General features: G+C 50.4%; 19 protein-coding genes. 17 read left to right on the top strand and 2 right to left on the bottom strand.

Annotated elements, in window-relative coordinates:
* Position 1 precedes the first annotated feature (1 nt).
* Together HP399_RS09620 and HP399_RS09625 are read right to left on the bottom strand one after the other, a co-directional pair.
* Positions 2–1,675: an MORN repeat-containing protein gene (locus tag HP399_RS09620; RefSeq protein WP_173618535.1), complete on the bottom strand. Its 1,674-nt coding sequence runs from the start codon at positions 1,673–1,675 to the stop codon at positions 2–4.
* A gap of 18 nt (positions 1,676–1,693) precedes the next feature.
* A complete protein-coding gene (locus HP399_RS09625; protein ID WP_173618534.1) occupies positions 1,694–2,080 on the bottom strand; it encodes a DUF4280 domain-containing protein in 387 nt (128 codons plus the stop codon).
* A gap of 170 nt (positions 2,081–2,250) precedes the next feature.
* Here HP399_RS09625 and HP399_RS09630 point away from each other — a divergent pair, with 170 nt between their 5' ends.
* From HP399_RS09630 to HP399_RS09710, 17 genes are all read left to right on the top strand, one after another.
* Positions 2,251–5,007, top strand: a complete 2,757-nt coding sequence (locus HP399_RS09630) for an adenylate/guanylate cyclase domain-containing protein (protein ID WP_173618533.1) — start codon at positions 2,251–2,253, stop codon at positions 5,005–5,007.
* An 18-nt stretch (positions 5,008–5,025) separates the two neighbouring features.
* Positions 5,026–7,182 carry an ATP-binding protein gene (locus HP399_RS09635; RefSeq protein WP_173618532.1) on the top strand — a complete coding sequence of 719 codons (2,157 nt, stop codon included), beginning with the start codon at positions 5,026–5,028 and terminating at the stop codon, positions 7,180–7,182.
* Positions 7,183–7,314: 132 nt separating this feature from the next.
* A complete protein-coding gene (locus HP399_RS09640; RefSeq protein ID WP_370642736.1) occupies positions 7,315–7,869 on the top strand; it encodes a Pvc16 family protein in 555 nt (184 codons plus the stop codon).
* Positions 7,869–8,675 (top strand): hypothetical protein, encoded by an 807-nt coding sequence (locus HP399_RS09645; protein ID WP_173618531.1) that lies wholly within the window; start codon positions 7,869–7,871, stop codon positions 8,673–8,675. The genes HP399_RS09640 and HP399_RS09645 overlap by 1 nt, the downstream gene beginning before the upstream one ends.
* Positions 8,676–8,857: 182 nt before the next feature.
* A complete protein-coding gene (locus HP399_RS09650; RefSeq protein ID WP_173618530.1) occupies positions 8,858–10,618 on the top strand; it encodes a phage tail sheath subtilisin-like domain-containing protein in 1,761 nt (586 codons plus the stop codon).
* 37 nt (positions 10,619–10,655) lie between these two features.
* Positions 10,656–11,087, top strand: coding sequence for a phage tail protein (locus HP399_RS09655; protein WP_007721341.1), 432 nt, complete (start codon positions 10,656–10,658; stop codon positions 11,085–11,087).
* An 86-nt stretch (positions 11,088–11,173) separates the two neighbouring features.
* Complete coding sequence (locus HP399_RS09660; RefSeq protein ID WP_007721338.1) at positions 11,174–11,551, top strand: hypothetical protein; 378 nt, start codon at positions 11,174–11,176, stop codon at positions 11,549–11,551.
* Positions 11,548–11,739, top strand: coding sequence for a DUF6760 family protein (locus HP399_RS09665; protein WP_007721336.1), 192 nt, complete (start codon positions 11,548–11,550; stop codon positions 11,737–11,739). The genes HP399_RS09660 and HP399_RS09665 overlap by 4 nt, the downstream gene beginning before the upstream one ends.
* 5 nt (positions 11,740–11,744) lie before the next feature.
* Positions 11,745–12,209: a phage tail protein gene (locus HP399_RS09670; protein ID WP_048034038.1), complete on the top strand. Its 465-nt coding sequence runs from the start codon at positions 11,745–11,747 to the stop codon at positions 12,207–12,209.
* Between the two features lie 33 nt (positions 12,210–12,242).
* Complete coding sequence (locus tag HP399_RS09675) at positions 12,243–16,229, top strand: hypothetical protein (RefSeq protein WP_173618529.1); 3,987 nt, start codon at positions 12,243–12,245, stop codon at positions 16,227–16,229.
* 57 nt (positions 16,230–16,286) lie between these two features.
* On the top strand, positions 16,287–16,922 hold the full coding sequence (locus HP399_RS09680) for a CIS tube protein (RefSeq protein ID WP_056489451.1): 636 nt from the start codon (positions 16,287–16,289) through the stop codon (positions 16,920–16,922).
* Positions 16,923–16,929: 7 nt separating this feature from the next.
* Complete coding sequence (locus HP399_RS09685) at positions 16,930–18,045, top strand: phage late control D family protein (protein ID WP_173618528.1); 1,116 nt, start codon at positions 16,930–16,932, stop codon at positions 18,043–18,045.
* The gene (locus tag HP399_RS09690; protein ID WP_173618527.1) at positions 18,042–18,767 is read left to right on the top strand and encodes a phage baseplate assembly protein V; all 726 of its coding nucleotides are present in this window, start codon (positions 18,042–18,044) and stop codon (positions 18,765–18,767) included. The genes HP399_RS09685 and HP399_RS09690 overlap by 4 nt, the downstream gene beginning before the upstream one ends.
* A gap of 16 nt (positions 18,768–18,783) precedes the next feature.
* Entirely contained in the window at positions 18,784–19,185 is a 402-nt protein-coding gene (locus HP399_RS09695; RefSeq protein WP_173618526.1) for a GPW/gp25 family protein, read from the top strand.
* Positions 19,186–19,233: 48 nt separating this feature from the next.
* Positions 19,234–22,284: a putative baseplate assembly protein gene (locus tag HP399_RS09700; protein ID WP_173618525.1), complete on the top strand. Its 3,051-nt coding sequence runs from the start codon at positions 19,234–19,236 to the stop codon at positions 22,282–22,284.
* A gap of 41 nt (positions 22,285–22,325) precedes the next feature.
* Positions 22,326–24,569 carry a putative baseplate assembly protein gene (locus HP399_RS09705; protein ID WP_173618524.1) on the top strand — a complete coding sequence of 748 codons (2,244 nt, stop codon included), beginning with the start codon at positions 22,326–22,328 and terminating at the stop codon, positions 24,567–24,569.
* A 33-nt stretch (positions 24,570–24,602) separates the two neighbouring features.
* Positions 24,603–26,702 carry a phage tail protein gene (locus tag HP399_RS09710; RefSeq protein ID WP_217367646.1) on the top strand — a complete coding sequence of 700 codons (2,100 nt, stop codon included), beginning with the start codon at positions 24,603–24,605 and terminating at the stop codon, positions 26,700–26,702.
* Positions 26,703–26,715 lie beyond the last annotated feature (13 nt).

The raw sequence follows: 26,715 nt of genomic DNA on the forward strand, positions 1-26,715 counted from the left end.
TTTACACCCCCGCTGCTTTTGTCACGTCCAATTGAACAGGTTCCTTTTGCTGTGCTTGATAGAAATAGAGATATAGATACGGGTCGACCAGATAGCTCGTGATAGCTCCAGTACGGTTAGAGTAGGTGGTAGACGTCTTGGGTAAAATGGCAGATTTGCTGTCGAGCTCGTTCCGATCTTCTTTGACGATAGAGATGACCTGTGGGTGATAGACGTGGACGGCAGTGACAATCTGCTTGCTAGGGTGTCCTGGTGCTGGTTCAAGTGTAAAAGCCATATTCATTTCGCGATAGGAAAGCTTCTCTGGTGATAAAGGTGCCTCTACTGTTGGCGAAGCCTCCGATGCTTTTTGATCCGTAGAAGGAGGGACAGCACCTTCGGCAATCTTCGGCGCGTCGTCGTCGGGCTTTCCCATAATCTCTTCCAGCTTGGTCCTGGAGATGCCGATGAATCCTGGCAAATAAATACGTCCTTCGCGGAAGTACCCCTTATATAAAGGCAAGCCTTCCTTGTCGTAGAGCACCCCGATGCCGTCGTAGGCACCTGCCCGAAATTGCCCTTGATACAATAGAGCGTCTTCGGCAGAACGAAGCTCTCCCGTTCCATGATAATGCCCTTCGGTAAAGCCGCCTTTATACAGCGTTACGCCACTTGCATCACGAAGCTCGCCCTGCCCGTGATAAACACCCAGCAAAAAATCACCTTGATAGACGATACTGCCACTGGTGGAGAATTTGGTTCCAGCTCCATTGAAGTGTCCATTTCGAAAATGACCTTCATACACGAGCTTGCCATCCCTATCAAAAAAACTTCCGGTTCCATTGTATCTGCCGTCCACAAATTGCCCCTTGTACTGCACGAGCCCGTTTTCGTAGTAATCGGTACCTTCACCGCCGTAGAAGCCATTGTCAAACAGTCCGTCGTAGAGTAGCTTTCCATCCTTCGTAAAAAGCCTGCCAGCTCCGCTGTACATGCCGTTTTTAAAAGCGCCCTCGTATTTGATTGCGCCGTTTGTGTACAATTCCTGACCGGCTCCATCCAGCTTCCCATTTTTGAAATTTCCCTGAAAAATGACTTGCTGGTTGTGGTTGTACAACGCTCCCTGACCAGCGTAAACGCCATTTTCAAACCCACCTTGATAGACGAGAACGCCTTTCTGGTATCCTTTGCCTAAGCCTTGCGGAGTGCCACTATTGAACTCGCCGTTGTATAGAAGCTTCCCTTTGTCGTCATAGAGCTCGCCTTTTCCGTCATACAGACCATCCACGAGCTGACCAGAATAGATCATCGTGCCTTCCGGGTTGTAGATGATCGCTAGACCCGTGTCGGAAATCTGTTGATTGGGAGTTTTTAGATGAATGACGATGGGACGTTGCAAAAAGTGGTTAAGCGCATCGGGAGGATTGATGAACAGGAAGTAGACCAGGACAAGGAGGAATAGTCCTGTCAAAATGAGAAAGCGTTTGGCGATGTAAAAACGGCCGAAATGCACGTAATCGTTGAGTGAAGTTTCTTTTTTGGTGAACAGTCCGGCAATGCCGTTCTTGATCCAGTCGAGGGCTTGCTTGGGGAGGGCGGCTCCTTTTTTTATCCAATCCTGTACCCATTTTTTGAGCGGATTGGTGAGCGGGTCGACAATCGTTTGTTCTGTTAGCTTTTGGAGTTGTTTGTCCATATGTTTCCTCCCTATCTGTCAGGGAACCTGAATCGTTGCTTGACCGGGGTTCGTGATCTGGATGACGCCACCCCAGCTGCACATGAGCTTGGAGGTTTGATTGAGGGCAGGCATGTTGGCGACGAGAACAGTAGGGGAGCCAGGAACCCAAGGGGCGGCAGTGACAGGAACGCAGGGGACGGGAGTGAAAACGCCCAGCTTCGCCGCTGTGGCTGCTGCGACCTGAGGGTTGGACATCGTATTGCACATTCCGAATGGAAGGACGTTTACCATCGGTTTATTGTCCATGATGTTTGCGATCGGCATACTGGTAGTGACGCGATTCATCGGGAGCACCATGAGTGAACTGGGAGCTGCGCCGAAGCTGCACTGCAGCATGGCTCCTCCGCAGACGAGTTGTCCCATGAAGCCAACTCCTTTACATAAGTCATCTGGTAAGATATTGAAAATCAATCTGTATAGTAGTATAAATGTCAAATAGAGAAGATGTATAGCGAAATTTGTAATTTTTAGTATAATGTTGCTTGGTATCATTTTCGAAAATACGTTTTCGAGAGATGGGAGAACCGCAAACGATGGGAAATAACAAGAAGTATTCCTGGTTGACCGGACTGCTGATTGTATTTGTTGGGATCGGCTTGCTGCTCGTTTGGAACGTGGATAGAAGCGGGAAGCAGGACATACCGTTTCAAGGGATCGACAGCATAGCGGTCAATAGTCAAAAGGATGTCGTCCTCATAACGGATGGATACCAAAAGCTGACTAGCCTGTACCCCGATCGGTCGCTAAGGTACCAGCAAGTGCTGGAGCAAAATCCAGAAGAAGGCTTGGAAAATTTCACAGAGGTAGCCATCGACGAAGAAGGATATGCGTACGTGCTGATCACAAAGCTCGATAGCTTTGGCTTGCGGACCGTATCTGAGAGAATCGTGCGAATGTCGCCAGATGGAGAAATGGTACAAGTCGTGTATGAAGATTCATACGGAGCGAACAGCTCGTACAAGCGAATTGGCAAGGTACGCTCCCTGCAAGTTGCGAAAGATCGTCTTTATTTCTATGTTTATCAACACCCTGAAGTGATTGCCTATCAATTTGTACCCTCTGGTTCACCCCCCACACAACTCTATCAAATCCAATTGCCTAATGAAGTATACGTAAATGAAATCACAGGAGTAGACCCGCGGCATACCTATATCACTACGAAGCGCGGAGCGGTTTTCCAGGTCGACGTTCCCCAAGGAAGCGGGGAAGCTCAAGTGAAAGGTCCGCTCTACAGTCACTCCGAACGGTCCGAAAAAAATAATACCGCCCCCAATCATGTAAAAGTGGGGCCAGCAGGTCGTCTCCTTTTCTACAATTCCGATCAAAATGTCATTGAACGCTTCGATCCCGCACATCCAGATGAAATCGCCTTGATGGTGCCTTCCAAAACATTCGAGCAGATCAAGTCGAGCGATAGCAGTGCCTTAACGGCGTTTGCTGTAACTCCCAATTATGAGTTCGTAGTGGCCACTGATAGTCAGCTCGCCTTCTTGGATCAACAAGGAAATGTGATGACCAAGCTCTCTTCCCCGTCTGTATCCGAAATAGATCGCTTGAAGGAATGGACCTGGTGGACAGGATTGGGTGTGGACATTCTCCTGTTTTGTGTCATTCAGTTTCTGTTGTTTCGCCTTTTCCGGATTCCGTTGATTATCAAGCAAACGATTGTGATAGCCCCACTCGTTGTTGTCCCCGTATTCCTTCAACTGGAGGGAACGAAGCTGACCTTCGCGTTTATGGAGCAGGAAAATCAAACCGATCTTCGTCTCCAAGCCTATGTCATTTCTACTCTGATCGAAGGGGACAAGCTAGATGGAATCAACGGAGCCATTGATTACATGAATGCGGATTATCAAGCAGTACAGGCCAACCTGAAAAAACTGGAGGTCCCAGATGATGTGCATGTGAACAGGGGGCTGTACAAAACGATTTACAAATACAAAGATGGCGAATTGTTTCTCATGATGGATGACAATGACAGCGCAGAAGTGTTTGAGAATGTGCCCATTGATGACGAGTTTCGCAGTGTGGTCATGAAACGGGAGATCGTCTCCGGTAAAGCACAGGATCGGACAGGCTACTGGATGTACGCGATGGCCCCGATATACAACTCCTCCGGCAAGCTATCGGGTGTGTTGGAGCTGGGCAGAGAAATGAACGGGGTCCGCATACAGCACAACGAAATGTCCCGAGAGCTCGGCCGCGGCGCTGCGCTGGTCTGGTCGATTTGTGCGAGTCTATTTTTCCTTTTCTCGTGGCTGACATACCGAAACATCCGCAATCTGCAAACGAACGTCTCCGATATGGGAAAAGGCGACTACAGTGTCGTGGCCAGGGTTCGTTCCATGGATGAAATTCAAAAGCTGGCAGAAAGCTTCAACCAAATGGCTAAGCGCATTCGTCAGTACATTTCGAATATCACGAGGATGAGCGAGGCGAACAATCGCTTTGTGCCACAGCAGTTTATCCATTTTCTCGGGAAGGAAAGCATACTCGACGTGGAGCTGGGTGATCAGGTGGAGCGGGAAATGGCGATTATGCGGATGAGTCTGCAATCGTTTCATGCCATCTCTCATCGTCTGCGACCAGATACGACTTTCCGCGTCATCAATGCGTTTCTCAAGCGGTTTGCTCCAATTGTGAACGAGAATCAAGGAATGATTACTGAATATCTCGATCCCGGCGTGCTTGCCGTTTATCCAAAAGAGGCGAAAGACGCGTTGGATGCGGCGGTACAGATGCGCCGTACGTTAGCGGACTATAACGAGCAACGGGCGGAAAAAGGATACGAGCCGATTGAATTGCGGGTGGCTCTGCATCACGGTCCGCTGATGCTCGGGATTATTGGCGAGGCGACGCGGTTAGAGGCTGCGATTATATCGGATCACGTCCGCGTGGTGGAGAAAATGGAAAAGATGGCGGAAACGCTCGGAGCCTGCATCCTGATGTCCGATTCGCTATTTGCCGAGATGGGAGAGAGCACGACGTACCGATATCGTGATTTAGGCTGGGTGCATATTGAGGGAGAGGCTCAGCCGATGCATTTGTACGACGTATACGAGGGAGACGCTGCCCAGATTCGCGCGCACAAGGAGGAGACGAAGGAATTGTTTGAGCAAGCGATTGCGATGTATCAAAATGGGAGGTTTCACGATGCACGCTCCGCTTTTCTGTCCGTCATCAAGCAAAACCGCTGGGATCAGGCGGCGCGACAGTATTTCTACTTATGTGACGAATACGCCCAAAAAGGGGCCGAACGTGATTGGTCTGGCGAGTTGAAAATATCGTAGGAGCGGTGAAAAAGCGAAATGACGAGTCCCGAACCGAATCACAACCAGTGGAACTATTACGAAGAAATGCTTCGATGGCTGGATATTCATCTGATGCGCTTGCTGGCTGTCCGAGCACAGCAGGGAGATGATTATCCGCTCGATCAAATGAGGGGGGTGATTGTCACAGAGGAAGAAGTCGTGCAATTGCTCGAGGCAGCCCCGCCAGCAACGCAGCTATGGGAAGCTTTCACAGAGCGGGTGGCGGCATGTGAAGAACGACTTCATGCCCTGCGCATGCAAGAAGCAAGTAGCATACCGATTCTGGCAGTAGCAGATACTTTTTCACTCAACCGCTTCGAGTTGGGATGTTTATTTCTTTGCCTGGCAGTCGAGCTGGATCGGAAGTACGAAAAGCTGTTTGGCTACCTCCTCGATGATATTACGTGCAAGTCGCCTACTCCCGAATTGGCGATGCAGCTATTTTGCCGAACAGCGACCGAGAGATTAGAGGCATGGACAGCGTTTACGCAAAAAAGCAAGCTGGGCCGACTGCTGCTTTTTACCGAGGGGGATGTGGGCGGAAGTGGCTCTTGGCTCTCTCGGCCGTTAAAGCTGGATGAACGTATGCTGCACTTTTTGACGACGAAGGATGGAGGTGATGCCAGTCTGCAGCCTTGGCTATCCTGGAGTTTACCAGATCAAGAGTTGGAACCATTGGTAGGGGAGAGCGCGATACATTTGCAGGAGCGCTTTGAAACATTGTGGGAAACGACAGGAGCAGATTCAGAGCGGCTTCTCCTGCATTTGCATGGTCCGACTGGCGTTGGCAAAAGGCATCGAGTCAAGCATCTGTTTCATCGCGTCAGGCGACCGGTGCTGTTCGTTGATGCAGAACGCTTGATCCGCGAGGAAGCTTTTTCACGAAGATTACAGCAGGTCATGCGGGAGGTTCAGCTGCGTCAGGGTGTGCTGTGCTTGCACCAATTCGAGGTTTTTCTGACAGAAGAGGTACAAACTGCTGGGCGCAAGCAGCTGGTGATGGATGAACTCGAAAGCTTTTCAGGCCCCATTGGGATTGTAGCGAAAAGTCAATGGAAGCCGGAAAACGCTCTGGGGAAGCGGATTTGGCTGGAAATGGAGGTGTCTGGTCCAGATGAAACGGAAAGGAGGCGATTATGGGAGACGGGCAGTGCGGGCATGAGCTTTTCTCAAGAGATTGACGTAGGCGTTTTAGCAGGGAAATTCAAGCTGAATGCCGGGCAAATCAACCAGGCGCTTCACAGAGCAAATGAAATGGCGATGCAGACGAAAGACAGGATCATTACGAAAACGCACCTCCATGAAGCTTGCTTCCTGCAAATGAGACATGCGCTAGAAAAGCACGCCACACGATTGAGCCCCAAATACAGCTGGGAAGATCTGATTTTGCCCGAGGAGCAACTGACTTTGTTGCGAAACGCCTGCAATCAGGTGACCTATCGAAATGTTGTTTTGGGAGAGTGGGGCTTTGGGCGAAAGCTCTCTTATGGTAAGGGCGTCAGCATGTTGTTTGCAGGCCCTCCGGGTACGGGCAAGACGATGTCCGCGGAAGTCGTGGCAAACGAACTGGGTCTGGAGCTTTTTAAAATTGACCTGTCGCAGGTGATCAGCAAGTACATTGGGGAGACGGAAAAAAACCTCCACCACATCTTCTCAGAAGCGAAAATCGGCAATGCCATCCTTTTCTTCGATGAAGCCGATGCCCTTTTTGGCAAGCGCTCAGAAGTCAAAGATTCGCATGACAAATACGCGAATGTGGAAACAGCCTACTTGCTGCAAAAAATGGAGGAGTACGAAGGGGTCTCCATTTTGGCGACGAATCTTCTGCAAAATTTTGACGAGGCCTTCATGCGCAGAATCAACTACGTGGTGAAGTTTCCTTTTCCCGAACCGTTCTATCGCGAAGAAATATGGCGCAGTATGTTCCCGGTCGATACACCGCGAGCTGCTGACATCGATTTTGAGTTTCTCGCGTCCAAGCTGCACATTGCTGGGGGCGGGATCAAAAATGTGGTTCTCGCTGCCTCTTTCTTGGCTGCATCGGAAGGCAGGCCCGTTTCCATGAGTCATTTGATCGCGGCTGCAAAGCAGGAGTTAAAAAAGACGGGTAAGCTGCTATTGAAAGAGGATTTGGGGGAGTATGCCAACAAGTAGTGCGTATCGAGGAAAATATGTAATTTTACAAAATTAGATAAAAATTCATGTAAAACCATTAATTTCAATGTTATGATAGGGATATTCTGTCAAATAATGTCGAGGTGAACGGGTATCAGCCAGTACACCGCCATTGCTGAAGTAGGAGAGTCGCTGCTCGCTCTTTTGCGAAAAGAGATGACGCCGGAGCCGATTAGCCAACCCGAGTTGATTGGTCTAAGCTCGCCCGCTCAGCCAGGAGATTTGGCGTTAGCCTTGTTTTTATACGAAATCCGGGAAAGTCAGGAGAGGCAGCACATGATGATCAGTGAAGGTACTGATCAGTTGCGATATCCCCCAATGACGGTCAATCTATCCTACATATTGACCGCCCATTCCCCAGCAGAACAGCATACCCGCATGCTGGACGAGCACCGCATCCTCGGGCGTGCCATGCAGGTTCTCTACGACAACGCCATATTGCGTGGCGATCAGCTTCAAGGCTCCCTTGCCAGCATGGATACAGAGCTTCGTGTCGTCGTGGAGCAGCCTCCCGTTGATAAACTCATCCAACTCTTTCCACATGTTCCGTACAAGCTATCCATCGGCTACTCGGTAGGGCCGGTTCATATCGATTCAACCCGAGTTCGTTCAACGAAGCGCGTACTGGAACGGGATATTCGCATACGAGGGGAAGGTCATGGTTAATGGATCAGCATTTCCAGGTGCGCATTCGTTCCGTCTTCTCGTATGCCGTCCGTCTGGTGGACATGTATACAAGAGGAGCCCCTTTTCGCTCGAGCTTGTCTGTTCGCTTGGCGAATCATCCACAAGTGCCCGTATGCAAAGGGGACGGATGGTATATCTTTACTGACTTACCTGATGGGATTTACACGCTCACCATATGTAGCCGAGAGTATATGGATCGCTCCGTGTCCTTCTCTGTGACCACTGGGAGCACATCTTACACGGAGTCAATCATTTACTTGCATCCGAGTCCAGCCTATCCATTCCGGTCAGGAGACTCCCTAGTTCGAGGGAGAGCTTGCGTGGAGGATGGTTCCCCAGCTGGCGGAGCCTACGTGCAGGCTGTTATCTCGTATGAGCGAGATGCCCCGGTGAGATTGGCCGAGGACGCTGACAAAGGGGCCGCGGAGTTAATCGTAGCCAGTAAAAAGGGTCAAGTCGATTTGGCTGACGCTTTTCTTCTCGAAACACCCACATGTAAAGGGACGTTCATTCGTTTTGCAAGTCCCCCAAAAGGTCGGGTTTATCCCTTGACCGAACCTCTATCTTTTGCCTACCCAAGAGGCACTGTCTTACTCCCACTGCTCGAAACGTATTGCGACGACAGAGGAGAATTCGTAGTTGCCCTTCCGTTGTTTCTAGAAAAAACTCATGCGCGTATGAAAATTGAAGTGTGGCGGGAAGAAGCCGCTGGTTTTGCCGAGCTTTCTATTCAAGCCGGTACGACCCAATCCATAGGTATCATCCAAATGTACAGACCTAAATAGGGTGATCCGGCAGTTGTTTGGCGTCGGTCCATGACATCCTGCTGCCTGATTATAGAGCAAGACTCACGTATCAAAACGGCTTTATTTGTAAGTGGTAAAGCAAGTGATGAAATTATTCGGAGGGAGGGACTGATTGTAGGTTTCTGCTGCTGATACATGCGGAACTCTCCAATCAGGTTACGATGCCAGAATACTTATCACCAGGGGTGTATGTCGAGGAGTTTGATAGTGGCCCCGTTCCCATGGAGGGAGCGAGTACGAGCACGGCCGGCTTTATCGGGTTGGCCCAAAAAGGACCCGTTGCGGGGTTGCCTGAGCTAATTACAGGTGTCAATGATTTCCGCAAGTTGTTCGGTTCCTATTTGTCTGAGAATGCGTTTGGCGAATACCGCTATCTCGCCTATGCGGTGGATCACTTCTTTCTGAATGGAGGCTCCCGTTGCTATGTGATGCGGGTAGCGCCAGCAGATGCGAAGCCGGCTTCCAATGAAGGCAACAGCGAAGGGGCTGTCCTTCGGATTGCTGCGAAAAACCCAGGGGCATGGGGAAATCAGATCCGCGTCAATTTGATTCCATCGAGCAAGGCAAAAACGCAGATTTACGAGCAGTTAGGCGAGGCTCCTAAGTACCGTGTGAAAAACAGTGCAGGTTTTCAACCAGGCGATGTCGTTTCTTTCTATGACGGTGAAACCAAACAGTACAGGGAAGTGGTTTCGTCCCAAGACAATGTGATCGAGCTGACAGCTGTGCTTACAGGAGACGTCATCGATAACAATCTGCTGCCGGTCAAAATTTTGTCCACATGCGAATTCACGGTGCAAGTCTTTTACAACGATGAGGCAGAAGAGTTCGACAAATGCTCGCTCAATGTCTCTGCTGCCAATCATGTAAGCAAGCTGCTGTCCAAGAGCAATATCGTAGAGGTCGAAGCGGGTGCTGCCCCAGCGAGCCCAGAAGTCATTCCGCCTTTTAGCGTCATTTCAGGGATGGCGGAAGAAACCCAATCCGAGGGCGGAAAGACGGAATTCGGTCTGTATCAAATCTCTTTGGTAGGAGGCAGCGACGGTTCTGTTGCCAATCTGTCAGCGGGCGAATACATGGGGGAAGACCATGGACCTGGAAAACGTACCGGAATCCAAGCTTTCATCGATAATGACGAAGTGAGCATTATGGCCATTCCTGGCGTGACAGACCCAAATGTGCAGCTCGCGCTTGTGGCCCATTGTGAAAACTTGAAAAGCCGCTTCGCCATCCTCGATATTCCACGCGACAAGAAAAAAGTAAGCGATGTGTTGACGCATCGCAATATTTTCGATACGCAATACGCTGCCATCTACAATCCTTGGTTGCAAGTGTTCGATCCGTTGGACAAGCGCAATATTTACATTCCGCCATCAGGCTCCATGGCCGGTATTTACGCGCGCTCGGACAATACCCGCGGTGTGCACAAGGCCCCGGCAAACGAGGTCGTACGCGGCTGCACAGGACTGGATTGCCAGTACAATACGGGCGAACAGGATATTTTGAATCCGAAGGGTGTCAACCTGATTCGCGCGTTTACGGGTCAAGGAATTCGCGTCTGGGGTGCACGGACGATGTCATCCAATGGGCTATGGAAGTACATAAACGTACGCCGCCTGTTCATTTTCCTCGAGCAATCGATCAAAAACGGGACAAACTGGGTGGTATTTGAGCCAAATGACGAGAGGCTGTGGGCCCGCGTCCAACGCACGATTGATTCTTTCCTGACCCGTGTCTGGAGAGATGGCGCGCTTATGGGCTCAAGCCCGCAGGAAGCCTTTTACATTCAAATCGGCAGAAGCACGATGACGCAGGATGATATCGACAATGGTAGATTGATCTGCGTGATTGGTATAGCTCCTGTCAAACCAGCAGAGTTCGTCATCTTCCGTATTACGCAAAAAACATCTGATCAGCAATAATTCACGGCGAAAAACGGTGTGAAGAAAGGGGTACAGTATGGCAGATCGCAAGGATCCATACCGCAAGTTTCGGTATCGGGTAGAGATGGACGGCATTCAGCAGGCAGGCTTCAGTGAGGTATCGGGCTTTGATGCGTCTGTGGACGTAGTCGAGTATCGCGAAGGCAATGAGGTAATTACACCGCGCAAGCTCCCGGGCTTGGCGAAGTACGGGAACATCACGCTGAAATGGGGCGTGACGGATTCGATGGATTTGTACAACTGGATGCAGGACACCATTCAGGGCAAGGTCGCACGCAAAACGGTAACGATCATTGCCATCAATGAGGCCGGGGATGATGTCGCTACATGGAAGGTCATCGAAGCATGGCCGACCAAATACACGGCGCCTGATTTTAACGGTACGTCCTCAGAGGTTGCTATTGAGCAGTTGGAAATTGCCCACGAAGGAATGACACGCACGAAATAATAGAAGATCCCGACGCCTAAGAGTGGCAAGGAGAAGGTTTTTCTTTGTCACTCTTGCTGGCCTAGGGTGATGAGGAGGATGACACCATGGCATTTAAAACGGAATACGAATTTGAGCTCCCGCGCGGCTATGTTGATGAAGAAGGAAACCTGCACAAGCGGGGCGTCATGCGCTTGGCGACGGCTGCCGACGAAATTTTGCCGATGCGTGATCCGCGTGTCCAGCAAAATCCCGGCTACTTGACGATTATTTTGCTGACGAGAGTGATTACCAAGCTGGGAGATGTACGGGGAATTGACACCAGAGTGGTGGAACGGCTGTTTACGGCAGATCTCGCGTACCTGCAAAACTTGTACAGACAGATCAATGAATTGGACAGCTCGATGTTCAAGACATCTTGTCCGAAATGCGAGCATGAATTTCAGGTAGACATGGCTTTTTCAGGGGCGCTGGAGGGAGTATGAGTGGATACCCCGTCGACAAGATCTATGAAGAAGCAGCCTTCATCGCCTACTATTTTCACTGGCCTCACGACGAGATCATGTCGATGGAACACAAGGAACGGCGTCGCTGGTGTGAGGAGATATCCGCGATTAACCGCAAGCAAAATGACGAACCCGAAAATGTTTTTGATGTGTTCAAGCGGAGGTGATTCTGGTGTTCGCCAATGAGAATCCGTATTACACCAACCTCCGATTTCGTGTAGACTTTCTTCCGTTTGGATTGGAGATGGATGGCATCTGGGTCGCTGGATTTAGTGAAGTGTCCGGACTGGCTGTCGAAACAGAGCTGGAAGAGTACCAAGAGGGCGGCGTGAATCATTTCGTCCACAAGCTGCCGAAACGCAGCAAGTTTCCCAACCTGGTCTTCAAAAGAGGGTTTGTGAGATCAAACGAGCTGTGGAGATGGTATGAGGACTTCCACTTTGGCCCGCCAGAAAAGCGCAAGCGCAAGCAGGGAGCGATCATTCTTATGGACCCAAACGGAAATGATGTGGGGGCTTGGGCATTTGAAGGGGCTTATCCGGTCAAGTGGGTCGGACCGGAGTTCCGGGCCACGCATGGAGAAGTGGCCATCGAGACATTGGAAATCGTGCACCACGGCTTAAAAGCGTATTTTTAAGCCTTATCCCGTCTGCAAGGAGCAAACGAAACGATGATAACGATCAAGGCGCTCCCACCTTCGCGTCGTCCATCACTGCTGCCAAGGTCGTCCAGCCAAGGCTTTGCACAAAGCATCATGCAGAAGTATCGGCACGAGGAAGGTCGCGATCCCGGCTACCTTGCTTTGATCCATCGTGATTTTTCGCCGAGTATCGGAGGGCAGGAAAACCACTTTCATCAAAACTTCATTCATGTGCGCATGCAAGTACAAGTGGACTCCTACCTCAGATTGAATCGAGAAATGTTACCAAACGGACAGACTGGTTTCCCATGGCCAAAAGAGCGTGTGATGATAGCGCAAGCATCGGGATCAGGACGAAAAGTACAACCAGCTACTTTGATACATGAGCTTTTTCGGAAGTGGGAGTCATCCAAATTAATCGAGAAGGCTTACCTGCCTCGGATTACCGTTGTCTCAAATGGAAGAGATAGATATCGCTCGTCCAGTTATGTTCAGTCTTCGGTTCAGCGAGCAAGCTCACTTGAAAAATCGCTGCCGCTGGGACGGTTCATAAAGCAGATAAACACGGTCGATTTTGCTTCGCCTCTTTTGAAAGCAATGATTTCAGACAGCAAGGAAACCGTACGTGAAAGATTCCGGACGGCTGAGACTCCCTATATTTTGCCGGAATTATTGGTACCCACGGCACTAATGGGTGATCCTGGTGGACGCAAGAGCATGCAAAATGAGCGTGAGCGGATACGGCTCGAATCAGCGACAAGAGTAGATGAGATTTCGATTTCACGTGTCAGAGCTACGCGTTCTGAAGCAGGTCGATTCGAACAGTCTGGAGTGCGCTACTTTTTGCAGTTGATCCGTAGAGGGATGGAGCCGACGGGTGGGATTTGGTCTTTTCCTGTTTTGTTAAAAAGAGCAGAAGGCCGGGCTGCGAGCTCTTTTTGGGATCGCTCGGGGAGGACAGAGAGAGCTGGAAATGACAGTAGAGATATCACAAGGCTAATCGTTCATGAAAGTGAATGTACACGTTGGTCTGTAGATTCCCAGCAGACTGAACTGTGGGGGCGCTTATGGGAAAACCTGAGTCTGTACTGGCAGCAAAGTCGAGTAACATGGCTGCCAAGGACGATGACCACGCATCCCCGTTTTCGTGTTTTACAGCCGATTGTTTTCGCGAGAAGCCGTCAATATCTGCAAGCAAAAAGCGAGTGGATGCTAGAAACGCTGTCTGGAGTTTCTCCTAGCTCATTGGAACGGAAGATATTTCAAAACAATGAGCTTTCGAAGATGTTCTCGTCCGTATTGCCTAGCATGCTTCATCTGTTTCTTTTGGCTCAACAGCCGAGTGCCTTGTCGCATTGGTTGCGCCAGATTGTTATAAATCGAGAGCAACAAGCAACCGTGTTGGCTTCTTGGGTAGAGCAGGAGCAGCCGAATAGCATTACATTTCACCCGTTGCAACTGCGTCCTTTCGAATCCATCGCAACAAGGAATCAGCGGACATACGCGTTACTTCAACAACTGACATTACAGGAAGCCAGGTTGAATGAGATTGTCAGGGAACAGTCCATTCGCTTGAGATTAAGCCATGGGCAAACTCATTTTGGCAAAACGAGCATGATCCCGGTTGTCTCCCGTGCTTCGTATCAGCAGCCTGACATGCTACAGCATGAGTGGTGGACGGGTTTGTCGTTACACGTTTTACACCCCATGCAGGGGCTACCGTTCCCATTGCCTATCACACGTGTCACAGATAGCTCCCACACAGTTCCGCTTCTCTCGCAGTCAGTTGTCAGGAAGTCGATCGCTGCTTATTGGATACAGAGCTTGCAGTCCGCCAATGCTCCTGTTTTGTTTGAAAAACGAGGATGGTTGAACCAACCTTGGATCAAGGAATATCTTGAAACTCTTAACGAGAACGAGCCAGTTGGTAGAGCAGCTAGCACCGCACGGTTTGTGTGGAATCGCTTTGCGCCTATCTTCCATATGAATCGCCAACGCTGGCAGACGTTACAGAATCAAATGTTCAGTTCTATCCACCAGGAGACGAACAGGATGCCTGTGATGGCGTGGGTGCATGTTCAACAGATGGCGGCAGAACAGCTCAGTACGAGGGAGCTCTTTGCTACTAGAACTCATGCGCCAAGGAACCTTCCGTATGAGCCGAAGAATCAATCTCCGTATCCTGCGGAAAATACGCCTAGTAGATGGTCGATGCACCTGCTGAATGTTCTGACCAAAGGGAGTACATCCGTCAGTAATCATGAAGCTACGAATCATATCGAAGGCATCTCCCAACCATTTTTCCAGCCAACGATTCATTTTCTGCAAAATAAGCACGTTTTTCAGCTGTCATACGAGATGGTACGTCAGCTATTGTCGTTTCAGGGTGGGAGGGACAAGCAGACAGATGTCGCTTTCTCTTTCTCCAAGAATCAAGAAAAGTTCAGCCTATGGGGAACAAAAGCGACTTTCTCCATGGCACACGAGCATGAGCATAGACCAATACGACACTCCATTTTCCTAAAAAATGAACGGAGTACAAATCGAGCATTCGTGCACGCTCATGGTCATGATAGGGAAGCACTTTTCCTCAGGGTGAACCGCTTTGATTCTGCAATGCTTCGTGCCACAGAGTGGATTCGACTTGGGGGAACAGATCATCAGAAATTGTACAGTACGTCTTCGAAGCCGGTTTCTATCAGAGAGGACGTCTCTGATAGGGACTCATTGCGACCGATAACTGCTGGATGGAGTGCGGAATTAGGACTCACGGTCCTCTTGCAAAAAAGCGCGAAGCTGGCAGCGATGAGCGAGTTTGCAAAGCTAGCATCAACAAGTGAGTTTGCAAAGGTAGGCTCAACAAGCACAAGTAGGAAAGCTCCCCCGAGCAGTGAAAAGCAATCGAATGATCAGTCAAGGTTCCGCAAGGCCGAAAGCAATCCATTACGAGAAAGCCGTCAATCCCGTGAAAGCCGCCGCTCCCGATTCTTGCAGCAGACAGCCAGCTTGTGGACAAATTCCATTGCCCTGCGTGCTCGCCCCTATCTTCAAGTCATGGAGCAAATCAGAAAAGCTATCCAAACTGATTTCCGGACGGAAGCATATGTCCAAAACCATCACTCACTTTCGACTGTTCTGAATCGTCACGATGCACAAATGGTTATTCAGAAACAATGGGGACTACTCGCTAGCCTTGTGCATGGTCAAAGCGTGGGGGTGCCTGACAATCACATTCACGAGAACAGAAACAGACGTGCAATAGGGCCACTACAACGAAAAGATCGAGTCAACAGCTTGGAGCCATTTTCTCGCCACCATCCAATCAGCTCCGTTCCATTTGCGAGAGAAAAATCCATTGATTTAGCCTTGGACAGATTGCATTCCGGGCAGTTTAGTCGCCGTAGCCGTTTTCAGCAAAGCAACCATGAGCAGATTCTGACGGTCAACCAGAAGACGCAGACGATCAAACGGCTAACTAGTGATGGGGCACAGGAGGTCGAGATTCGAGACGCTCGTCGCACCCCTCTGCAAAAACGAAGGCTACTCAACCTGGGGTCAACAACAATGGCCACGGAAAAAGTGGAACAGGTGGAAAAAAACACATCTCTAACACTTGTTCCAAAGCCAATGGTTGAAATGACAATGCTGCCTCCACTCCTACAACGACTGCAACAAGCTCAAAGAGCGCCCGGAGAACCCGAGCAGCGCTCCTTGTCCGAAAACGCAACCCATATTCATCGACGAGTGTTACGTACGGAAGACAGCCACGCAACCCCTGCTGCTACCGTTCAGTCGCCGCCGTCCATGGAGTACTTGCGAAAAAGCATGCAGCCTCAAGAAACCGCAGTCCAGCAGACGACAACACTTCCACTCCAACGACAAGTCGATCTACACGTGCAAGAGAGGGCTGGCAATCAGACGTCGTTATCCCCACAAGAGGTGGATCGATTGATGGATAAAATGATGAAGGAGCTGGACAAGCGCCTCACTCAAGAGCGGCAGCGACGAGGTCTATAAGCAGGAACCGCCGCATTCACAGATGACTATTTCTTCGGTAAAGAGAGGCAAAAGCCAATGATGGGTCAGGAGAAAAAGGCCAAAATTTTAGTGGATCGCAACGGGCAAGGTGACTTCAAGGAGAGTATTTCCGTTCTCTTTAACCCTTCGGAATACAAGGTAGATGCCTCCAATAACTACTCTTGGCAAAAGATATTGGGGCAATCGGTACCAGTCGGGATGTTCACGAGTGGTGATATCGAGACATTATCGGTCGACTTGTTTTTTGATACATACGAGGCTGGAGTGGATGTGCGTGCATTCACGAATCAGGTGCTGGGACTGATGGCCGTAGAAAAGAAAATCAGTACGCCGCCCCTATGCAAATTCGTCTGGGACAGCTTTCAATTCACAGGTGTTGTCGAGAAGGTTTCGCAGCGGTTTACGATGTTTCTCGACCAAGGGACACCGGTACGAGCCACGTTAGGTGTCACATTTAAAGGCACGAGCGTGAAAAAGTCCGCGGACGATATCGGGGCTGCAAGAGAAAAGGTCGCACAACAAACGGTCAACCAAGGAGACCAGCTTTACTTGATGGCGTATCGCTCGTACAGTGATGCGTCGAAATGGCGAAACATTGCGAACGCCAATCAGATCGACAATCCCAGACTTCTAAAACCGGCTAGCACCCTACATGTGCCACTTGTGAGGTGACGAAGGAATGAGCGAATTAAAATTGACGACAGACCGCCATTCCTTCGATGACCTGCGCCAAACGTACAACAACTTTCATTCCCCAGCCTTGGAAATACTCGTTGGAGGGAAAAAGCTGATCAGCCAGGTAGGTATCGCCATTACCAAAGCGACGATCAACTCCAGCTTGGAAGGCAAAGCAGATACGTTCTCGTTTTCGGTAACGAATGCTTTTGATACGGCAGCGTGGGAATTTCGCTGGGTAGATGACTATTTGGTTCCTGGCAACGAAATCGAGATCCAGATGGGCTACGGAACCGAGCTGTCCAGTCTCTTTTACGGGCATATTACAGCCGTTTCGTTTGCATGCGAGGAGACGCCTACCATTACGGTAAAAGGGATGGACAAATCGTTCCTGCTTATGGTCGATAACAAGTCTACCTCTTGGAATAAAAAGAAATACAGCGATGTCGTGAAAGAGCTGGGACAAAAATACGGCTTGTCGACGCATGTGGATGATACGGTTCATACAATCGAGCCCATTACAAAGACGGTCTCCGAGACTGACTTTCAATTTTTAAATCGTCTCGCAAAAATTTGCAACTACGATTTTTTTATCGTCGGGAAGAACTTGTATTTCCGTAAGCCACTGAGCAACATGACGCCGGTCCTTACCTTGATCTGGGGAGTTTCCTTGCGCAGCTTTTCCGTTGATGTCAACATTGCTTCCCAAGCATCCTCCTATACGGTGCGATGGGTAGACAAGGACAAATCAACGGTGCTCCAGGAAGCAAAAGCAACGAGCACAGATATCGGGAAGCTCGGGACCAATTCGAAGACAAGCGCTGATCTGCTGAAAGCAATCGGTGATTATTTTGATAAATACGAGTCTACGAAAAAGCTGGACTCACCTGAGGAGATAAAAGCGGTTGCGAAAGCACGCTTGAATCAACTCGCCATGAACCTTCTTGACGGCAACTGTGAGGCAGTCGGTCTGCCAGAAATTCGTGCTGGCCGCTATATCATGCTAGAGGGCATGGGGAAAAAGCTGAGTCAGCCTTATTACATCACATCTGTCACACACACCATCGATGTGGCATCTGGCTATGTCACGACGTTTCATGTGAAGGGAAATACGATATGAGCTTTGATCATTGGTTCTACCAGGATGAAATTACAGAAGAAGAACGGGCAAGAATCCACGGTGTCATTGTCGGCATTGTAACCAACAATGAAGACCCTGAAAAGCTCTCGCGTGTGAAGCTGAAGCTGCCTCTGGTTGATAATGAGCGGGAGACGGACTGGGTGCGAATTGCCACGCTTTTTGCGGGAAAAGATCGCGGCAGCCTGTTTATTCCGGAGGTAGGCGACGAGGTGCTGGTCGCGTTTCACTGGGGAGATGTACGCGAGCCATTTGTAATCGGGATGCTCTGGAATCAGGAAAACAAAGGCCCGGAAATGGCGGAGAAAAACAACATCCGAAAAATCACGACCCGTGCAGGCCACGAAGTGATTTTTGGTGATGATCCGAATGACGGGAAGATCACGATTGCCACGAAAAAAGGACAACAGGTGGAGCTGTCGGACAAGGATGAGAGTATTGTATTCAAGGAGAGCAGTGGAAACCACCAAATCGCCATCAAAGGTGGTAGCGCCAACGAAGTTACGGTGAAGAGCGGCTCAAGTACGATTACGTTGAATGCAAAAGGGCAAGTGACCATTCAGTCAGACACATCGCTGACAATTAAGTCCACCCAGCTAAATCTGGAGGCGCAGGGAGCCATGTCGATTAAAGCAGGAGCGTCCCTGAACATCAAATCTGACGGAATTGTTGCCGTCAACGGTTCGGTGATCAAATTGAATTAATTCATGGGGGGATTCCATGCAGCAGCCATTCGGTGAAAAAGGATGGAAGTTCCCTATTCAGGTGGATCAGGCTACAGGCCGTATTCGTTTGTCCGACTACGAGGATGACATCGCAGAAGCGATTCGCATCATTCTTTCCACAGCAAAGGGAGAGCGTGTGATGCGACCGAAATTCGGGAGCGGATTGCAAGGCTTCATGTTTGATGGCACGGACGGAACGAGCCTGGCATTGCTCCAGTCGGACATCGCAGAAGCGATCATGATCTGGGAACCGCGTGTACGAGATGTGCAAGTGGAGGCCAAGGTCGACAAGAATCATTCCGAAACGGTGAACGTTACGATCAGCTATACCGTACGTGCGACAAACAAAGGCTATCAGCTGTTGCATCCTGTCCATCGTCTCAGTCCACGTGGATAGCGCAAGAGTCACAGTCGTGTGAAGAAAAAAGGAAGGGAGGTGGGTAACGTGAAACCACCTTTGGTCGATCCGCGGGACATGCAAGCAGTCATCCGAAAAATGCGCGAAATGGTGCCGTTCTACACCCCGGAGTGGCGATTCACTCCAGAAGATCCTGATGCGGGTACGGCTTTATTTCTCCTTTTCGCAGACATGCTGATGAATAATCGTGAGCGTTTGAATCAAGTGCCTGAGCGAAATTTTATCGCTTTTCTCAATATGCTCGGTGTCGGAATGGCTCAGGCAAGACCGGCAGAAACCTTTTTGACATTTGAATTAAGTACAGGTGTGCAAAAGCCAGTGTGGATTCCAGTGGGGACAAAAGTTTCGGGTAAGACTGCCCTTGGCGATGAAGTGGTTTTCGAAACAGATCAGCCTATGCTGGCTACCCCCTCTCTCCCGACAGATCTGTTGTTTTCCAATGGCAGTCGAGACTTTTTAACAGATGTAACGAGTTGGCTTGGGACAAGTGCACCGCTCTCTCTCTTGGACTGCAAGACTTTGCCTAATCATCAGGAGCATTGCTGGTATTTGGGGCATGAGGACTTGTTTTGTTTAGGAGATCATGCTTCGATCCAGCTCACGATGGTTTCCAATCAGGAACGCTATTTGGAATCCTTGCTGACAGAGAAGCTGGCGAATCCAGAGCTGGTCGAGTGGACGTATCTGTCAGAGGGCGGATGGGTTTTGTTCGACAAGATGGAGGCTGATCAAAATCGGCTGCGCTTGGAAAAAAAGCAGCGGAAAAAATGGGAGTCTAGTGAAGTGCAAGGAATCGAAAATCGTTGGCTTCGTTGTAGAGTGAAGCCAGGTATGATTCATGAATGGATGAAAAATGGCGGGAGTACCTCTCTGACCCAAATACAGTTGAAGACGGATTACTTGCCAACAGATGATCCCGAGGGCCTTGCACCCGACATGCTTTTCTCCAATGATGTACAGGTTTCTGGGAGTGGCTGCCTTGCGTTTGGCGAGCAGCTCGCACCGTATGGCATGTTTTTTTTGTCCTGTGAAGAGGCGCTGACGAAGCCTGGTAGTACAGTTGCCCTTCGTTTTCGGATGAAGACGGTGGCTTATCCCGCTACACATCTGTCACAACCAGAGCCGAAATGGAAATGGATCATGAAGGAGTCTTCCTTTGACCCTCCTGCGACGACACCCGTCACGGTCAGCAAGGTGGTATGGGAATACTGGAATGGTAGCGGATGGATGGTGCTCCTGTCAGGAGAGGATCGGGAGAAGCTGTTTGCTGGTACCGAGTCGGATGAGGAGATTGTGGTTGCCTTTACGTGTCCAGATGATTTGCAGCCGACGACCGTGCAATCCCAGCCCGGGTATTGGATCCGTGTGAGAATTCTTCAGGTGGACGGCTTATATGGCCCGAACCCTGTTTACATGGCCCCGTGGCTGGAAGACATGCGCCTGACCTACTCGTACCGAGAGCCGTTGCATGAGCCGGAAGCGATTCTCACACAGAACGACTTGGATTGGCAGCAGCCTGTCCGCACAGGCAATCATCAGGCTAGCTTCCAGCCGTTTTTGCCATCCGAATGCCTGCATCCTGTTGTCTACTTTGGATTTGAGCAGCCGCCTTTACAAGGACCGCTCTCTTTCTACTTTTCTTTTTTACCGATGGAAGAATCACCAGGGGCTGCTCCGGTTGTGCAGTGGGAATACAAGCGCAAAGAAACAGGAACAACGTCTTGGGCCAAGCTGCAGACGATTGATCAGACCGCTGGTTTTACGGAAAGTGGTACCGTCCGTTTCGCTGGTCCTTTTGATATGGAAAAAAGCAAAATGTTTGAGCGGGAGCGTTATTGGATTCGCGCTGTCAACGTAGACAATCGGCTTGGAGGAGGCGCTTTGGATGCACGACATTCCGTGCTAAGCGGCTTTTATCCGAATACGATACGAGCCATTCAACAGGAGACGATTCGCAATGAAATGGCAGAGCGGATAGCAGAGGGGCCACAAGCCGAGTACAGACTCCTCCGCCATCCCGTCATGGGCGAAGAGGTATGGGTAGATGAAACAGGCTCCTTTTTGCCGAGTGAACGAAAGAGCTGGCTGGAACATCCAGAAAATCGGGTGGAACTGCTCAATGATTCTGAAGGGAACGAGCAAAAATGTTGGGTTCTGTGGAAGCGAGTAGAGCATCTGCACGATTCTGGCCCGGATGATCGCCATTACTGCTTGGAGAGCGCTACTGGAAAAATTTTGTTTGGCGATGGCCGACACGGTAGGGAGCTTCCTCAAACCGGACTCGGTTCCGTGAGGGTGACGTATAAGGTCGGAGGGGGAACAGCAGGGAATCTTCCTGTTGGGCAGTTGAATCAACTGGAACAATCGATCCCATTTGTCCAAGCCGTCAGCAATCCGGTGCCTGCTGTTGGGGGAAGTGATCAGGAGATGCTCACGGAAGCCTTGCAGCGCGGTCCTCAAACCATTAAACATCGCTATCGAGCGGTGACAGCTGAAGATTTCGAATGGCTCGTCCGTGAAGCGCATCCGGAGATACCTAAAGTGAAGTGTTTGCCGAATCGCAACAGCCGCCTGCAAAGAGAAGCAGGGCATGTCACTGTGATCGTATTGCCCGCAGCGGGATGCTTCGGCACACAATTTTTGGAGCTTCGGCGTTCTGTCACGAACTACTTGCTTACACATGCGGCAGCGACGGTAGCCTCCCCCGAGCGGATTCATGTTAGGGAGCCTGTCTACTTGGAAATTGCGGTGACGGCAGAGCTGGCAGTGGGGGCTTTGGAGGAAATCGTAGAGGTGGAGCTGGAGACACTCGGCAAGCTCGCGCGATTCCTTGACCCGATATCGGGAAATCTGCACGGTGGGGGTTGGGAAATAGGACAACGTGTGCACCCGTCGCTCTTGTTTGCCTTGTTGAAATCCGTAAAGGGCGTCCGCTTTGTGGATCATCTGACCTTGACTGTATTTCGAACGGAAAATGGGCAACGAAAGGAACTACTCGCTAGTGAATACGAAACGATCGTACATGGGATCGTCACAGAGGGTGCGCATCGAATCAGCGTCCGCGTTCACGACAGCTAGGCTTTCTTCCCACCCAAACATTGAAAAAGGAAGTGTGCGCTATGCTTCCATCCAAGAATCTGGATGATCGCCACTTTGAAGAGATCGTAGAACAAGCAAAAAACGCGATCCCTAAGCTGCAGCCAGAGTGGGGTGATCACCGTCATCACGATCCGGGCATTACGCTTTTGGAGATGTTCGCGTGGTTAACGGAAATGCAGCAATATTATCTCAACCGGATAACGGAAAAGAACGAAAGTAAATTTTTACAGCTCATGGGTGTACACCCAAAGAACCGGTCATGTGCGACGACGGATGTAACGTTTTTCGACGTGTCAGAAGAAGCGATCCTTCCGGAGAAGATGAGATTGTTCGCGGGGAATCTTCCTTTCGAGACGGAACATTCGCTTGTTCTGGTACCGGCCAGCCTGGAGCGTGTTCTGGTTCATACAGAAAGCGGAACGGCGGATGTGAGTTCATCCAATGCGCATAACGGTGTTTCCTACTTCGCATTTGGCCAGGAACCAAAGATAGGGAACAAGATTTACTTAGGCTTTGATCGACCGCTGCCAGTGGGGAAGGCAGTCTCCATCGGATTGCGCCTGGTTGAGGACTATCCTGTTCCAATTGTCCCGCTTACACCCACATCGCTTTTCGTTCCATCGGCCACTCTCGAGTGGGAGTACTATGGACAGAACGAACGCACGCAAGAAATGGGATGGAGTCCGTTGCCACGAGTCTCGGATGAAACGATGAATCTCTCCTTCTCAGGACGAGTCCTGATCGAGCTTGAAGGGGCAATGAAGCCGCTCATGCTTTACCCCGCCAATGATCGGCCTCGATTTTGGCTCTGTGCGACATTGCGTACCGGTCGATTCGAATTGGCTCCTCGCATGGAAAAAATCGAGCTTAATACCGTGAGCGTCATCCAACGCGAAACCCTCAGTCAGGTATGGGAGTTTGACGGGACCGATCAAGTGGATCAGACGATCGTCCTTGCAAGCTCGCTATTGTATGAAGGCACTGTGGAGGTTCAATGCAAAAAGGGGCGTCATTGGCAAAGTGGATGGGATCAAGATGAACCAGACCAAACCGATACAGGTGTATTTTCTTTTCACGTTTCCCGCGACCCAGAACAGGGCGCGACGATGATTCGTTTTGGAAGTGCAATGCCTGAGGGCAGCAAAAATATTCGGGTTATCGCGTATCGGAGCGACTTTGCAGGGCAGCAGTTCATTGGAGAAAGCAGTGGATTGCCACATCAAGTGTTTCGGCTGAATGTCCAATCGATCTTGCCAGAAACGTTTGTCATTCAGGTGGCGCGTCAGGTCGAAGGCAGTCCGTTTCATGTTTGGGAAGACTGGTCGCTGGTCACCAATTTTGACCGATCGGGACCACAGGACCGCCATTTTATCCTGAATGATTCGGACGGGGCAGAAATTGCGTTTGGCAACAATGAGCACGGAGCTATTCCTGAAAGGCTGGAAGGCATGGCGGGCATTCGGATCATCTCTTGTCAGACAGGCCAAGGTGAGAAGGGGAATGTGCAGGGAGGTCAAATTACCCGATTCCTACCGCTCGCCAGTCAGCGAACCACCGCGCAGGTGACAAATCCCCGTCCAGCCAGTGAGGGAAGCGAGCGCGAAACGATCGATCAAGCCAAACACAGGATGAGAATGGAATGGAAAAAACCGCAGCGGGCCGTTACAGCAGAAGATTATGAGGCCATCGCGCTCTCGACACCCGGATTGCGTGTGGCCCGCGCGAAGGCAATCCCTCTGTATAAAGTAGGGGAAATGGGGGCTTCCGAGCAAAACGCAGCCGCTCAAATGACTGTTGTCATCGTCCCGTTCAGCGACCAGCCGACACCACTGCCAAGTGAAGGCTTCCTGCGGACCGTTTGCCACCAATTGGAACAGCGAAGGCTGCTGACGACAGAAGTCCATGTGGCCGCTCCAGCCTATATCAAAGTGACCGTTTTCGCGACAATCGTGGTGGAGCCTGCGTTTGCAGACAAAAAGCAGATCGTGCTACAGGCACTGAAGCAGTATTTGACGCCATTGAATGTCCAAGATTCTTCGACTCATCAAGGAAAAGGATGGGAATTTGGTCGGCCTGTTTATAAAAGCGATCTCTACGAGGTGTTAAACCAGATCGAGGGTGTGCTGTACGTGACGGATTTGTGGGTTTCCGCGGAGGGCACAGGCATCATCAGAGATGAAGGGGGAGATATTCAGATTCCGCTCCATGCGCTGGTGTACTCAGGAGAGCATGTTCTGGAGCTTGTTGTGGATAGAGAAAGATAGGCGGGAGCAAACGGAGGAGTGGTCGTGGATACAATGAATCGTTTCTTTTCCCTGAACAATCCGTCCGATTGGCAGCGGGGGGCCTGGTATAACCTTCACGTCTCCAACGAGGGGATCGCGCTGAATAAATCGCCCGAATATGTGATCGATCATGTGCATCTGGCTGGGACGACACATCACTCTCGACTCTTGGATTTTGCGATTGCACGAGTTGGCTCGTTACTTTGGCTGGATGAAAGCGGGCATATCACGCATTACGATGACAGCAACAACTTCAAGGAGACTGTGTTTCGCGCTGGACGCGGGTTGTTTTCCAAAGACTCGTTTCTCGCCGCTGATGATGAATACGTGTACATCATCGACCCCGAAGCGAGGCGAAAAGTCGGAGCGTATTCCATAGCCAACGGCCAGTGTGTTTGGAGCTGGGAAGAGGGGGAAGGACAGCGGCTTTTTCCTTTGGATGCAGGGCTGGATGAAGAAGGACATCTTTACATCACGACACCCGTGGTTGTAGATCAAGCCAACGAACGGAAGGAAATCACGGCGGGAACACAAGTCGTCGTCCTTCGGCTGAATCGGGCAGGCAAGATAGACGCTACATACGCGCATGCGGAATTGAAAGTAACAGAGACAGCTACACTCCGTGAGATCAGGCGAAGAAGGTTGTTTCGCCTGTCCGTTGCCGAATCGGGCAAGGCCTATCTATTTTTGGCACAGACGAATCAAGTGTTTCGGTTCTCTTCGGAAGGCGCCGATGTGTGCACCCTGGCGATCCCATCCGGAACCAAGCCCGCGGGATTTGCAGTGGGTCCAGGTCCCATTCTCTATGTGGGTGATAGTCGTTCCATTGATTCGGCTCATGATCATACCCGATTCATTTTGCGTTTTCAACCAACGGGAGAAGCACTTGCGCCATTGACCAACTACCACGGACGTGCAGACAAGCTCGTTTTTGACAAGCAGCAACGTTTGTATGTTTGGGACGCGCAGAAAAATGTTCTGACCATGTTGAGGCTCGTCTCGCGGACGTCCAACCTGGATGAGACCGGAATACCGATGGGTATCTACTTCTCTCGTGCATTGGATAGCGCGGAATTTGAAACGGTGTGGCATAAATTCACGCTGGATGCAGACATACCAAAAGAAACGCAATTACTCATCTCGACATTTTCTTCTGATCGAAAAGAGCATGTGCTTCATGGAGCCGTACACAATCTGGATGATTTTTTGCTGTCACCCGACATGGACTGGAAAACCAAGCTGCAAAGGACGTCCAATTTATGGTCGGAGCCGGTAATCAACGCTTCAGATGCGTTGCTTCATTCAGCAAAAGGCCGCTATTTATGGCTCAAAATCGAATGGCTCGGTACTGACCGTCACTCCCCGTTGCTCAAGCAGATGCGGATTTACTCGCCGCGCGACACATTTTTGCGGTATCTGCCAGCGACTTATCAAAGTGAACCTGCCAGTGCTGATTTTTTGGAGCGCTTCCTCTCCCTTTTCGGGACGTTTTACTTGGAGCTGGAGGAACAGATTGATACCATCTCGCGGTTGTTCGATCCTGATACGACACCTGGCGAATTTGTCCCTTGGCTCGCTTCCTGGATGGGGATGGGCAGGGAAGAGCATTGGACAGAGGCACAGCGCCGAGAGCTGATTCGTCGCGCGCCAGAGCTGTACGCAGAGCGGGGCACTCGTGCGGGCTTGGAAAAGATGGTCGAGCTGTATACCGGGGAGCGCCCGATGATCGTTGAGTATTTTCAAATCAGGGACATGAAGGCGATCCCTGAGCTGCACGAGCTAATCTCTTCCTTGTACATGGATCATCCGTATCAATTTTGCCTGATCGTTTCGCAGGAATGCGCGAAAACAGAGCGGGAGCAGTCGGTTCTGCAAAAGATTTTGGAAGATCAAAAGCCTGCTTTTACAGAGGCGAAGCTGATCGTTCTGCGCCCGGGCATCTACGCCGACCTCCATAGCTACGTGGGGATTAATTCTTATTTGACGGAGCCGTCATTCCTTACGCTCGATCAAAATTTATCGATGCCATACAACACGGTGCTAAGCGGGAAGGACCGCAGCAGACGAATCGATTATGACACGAGGATTGGTCTGGATGCAGAGCTGGAGTAAGAAGCCGAGATTT

Source organism: Brevibacillus sp. DP1.3A (genome assembly GCF_013284245.2).
Lineage (GTDB): Bacteria > Bacillota > Bacilli > Brevibacillales > Brevibacillaceae > Brevibacillus.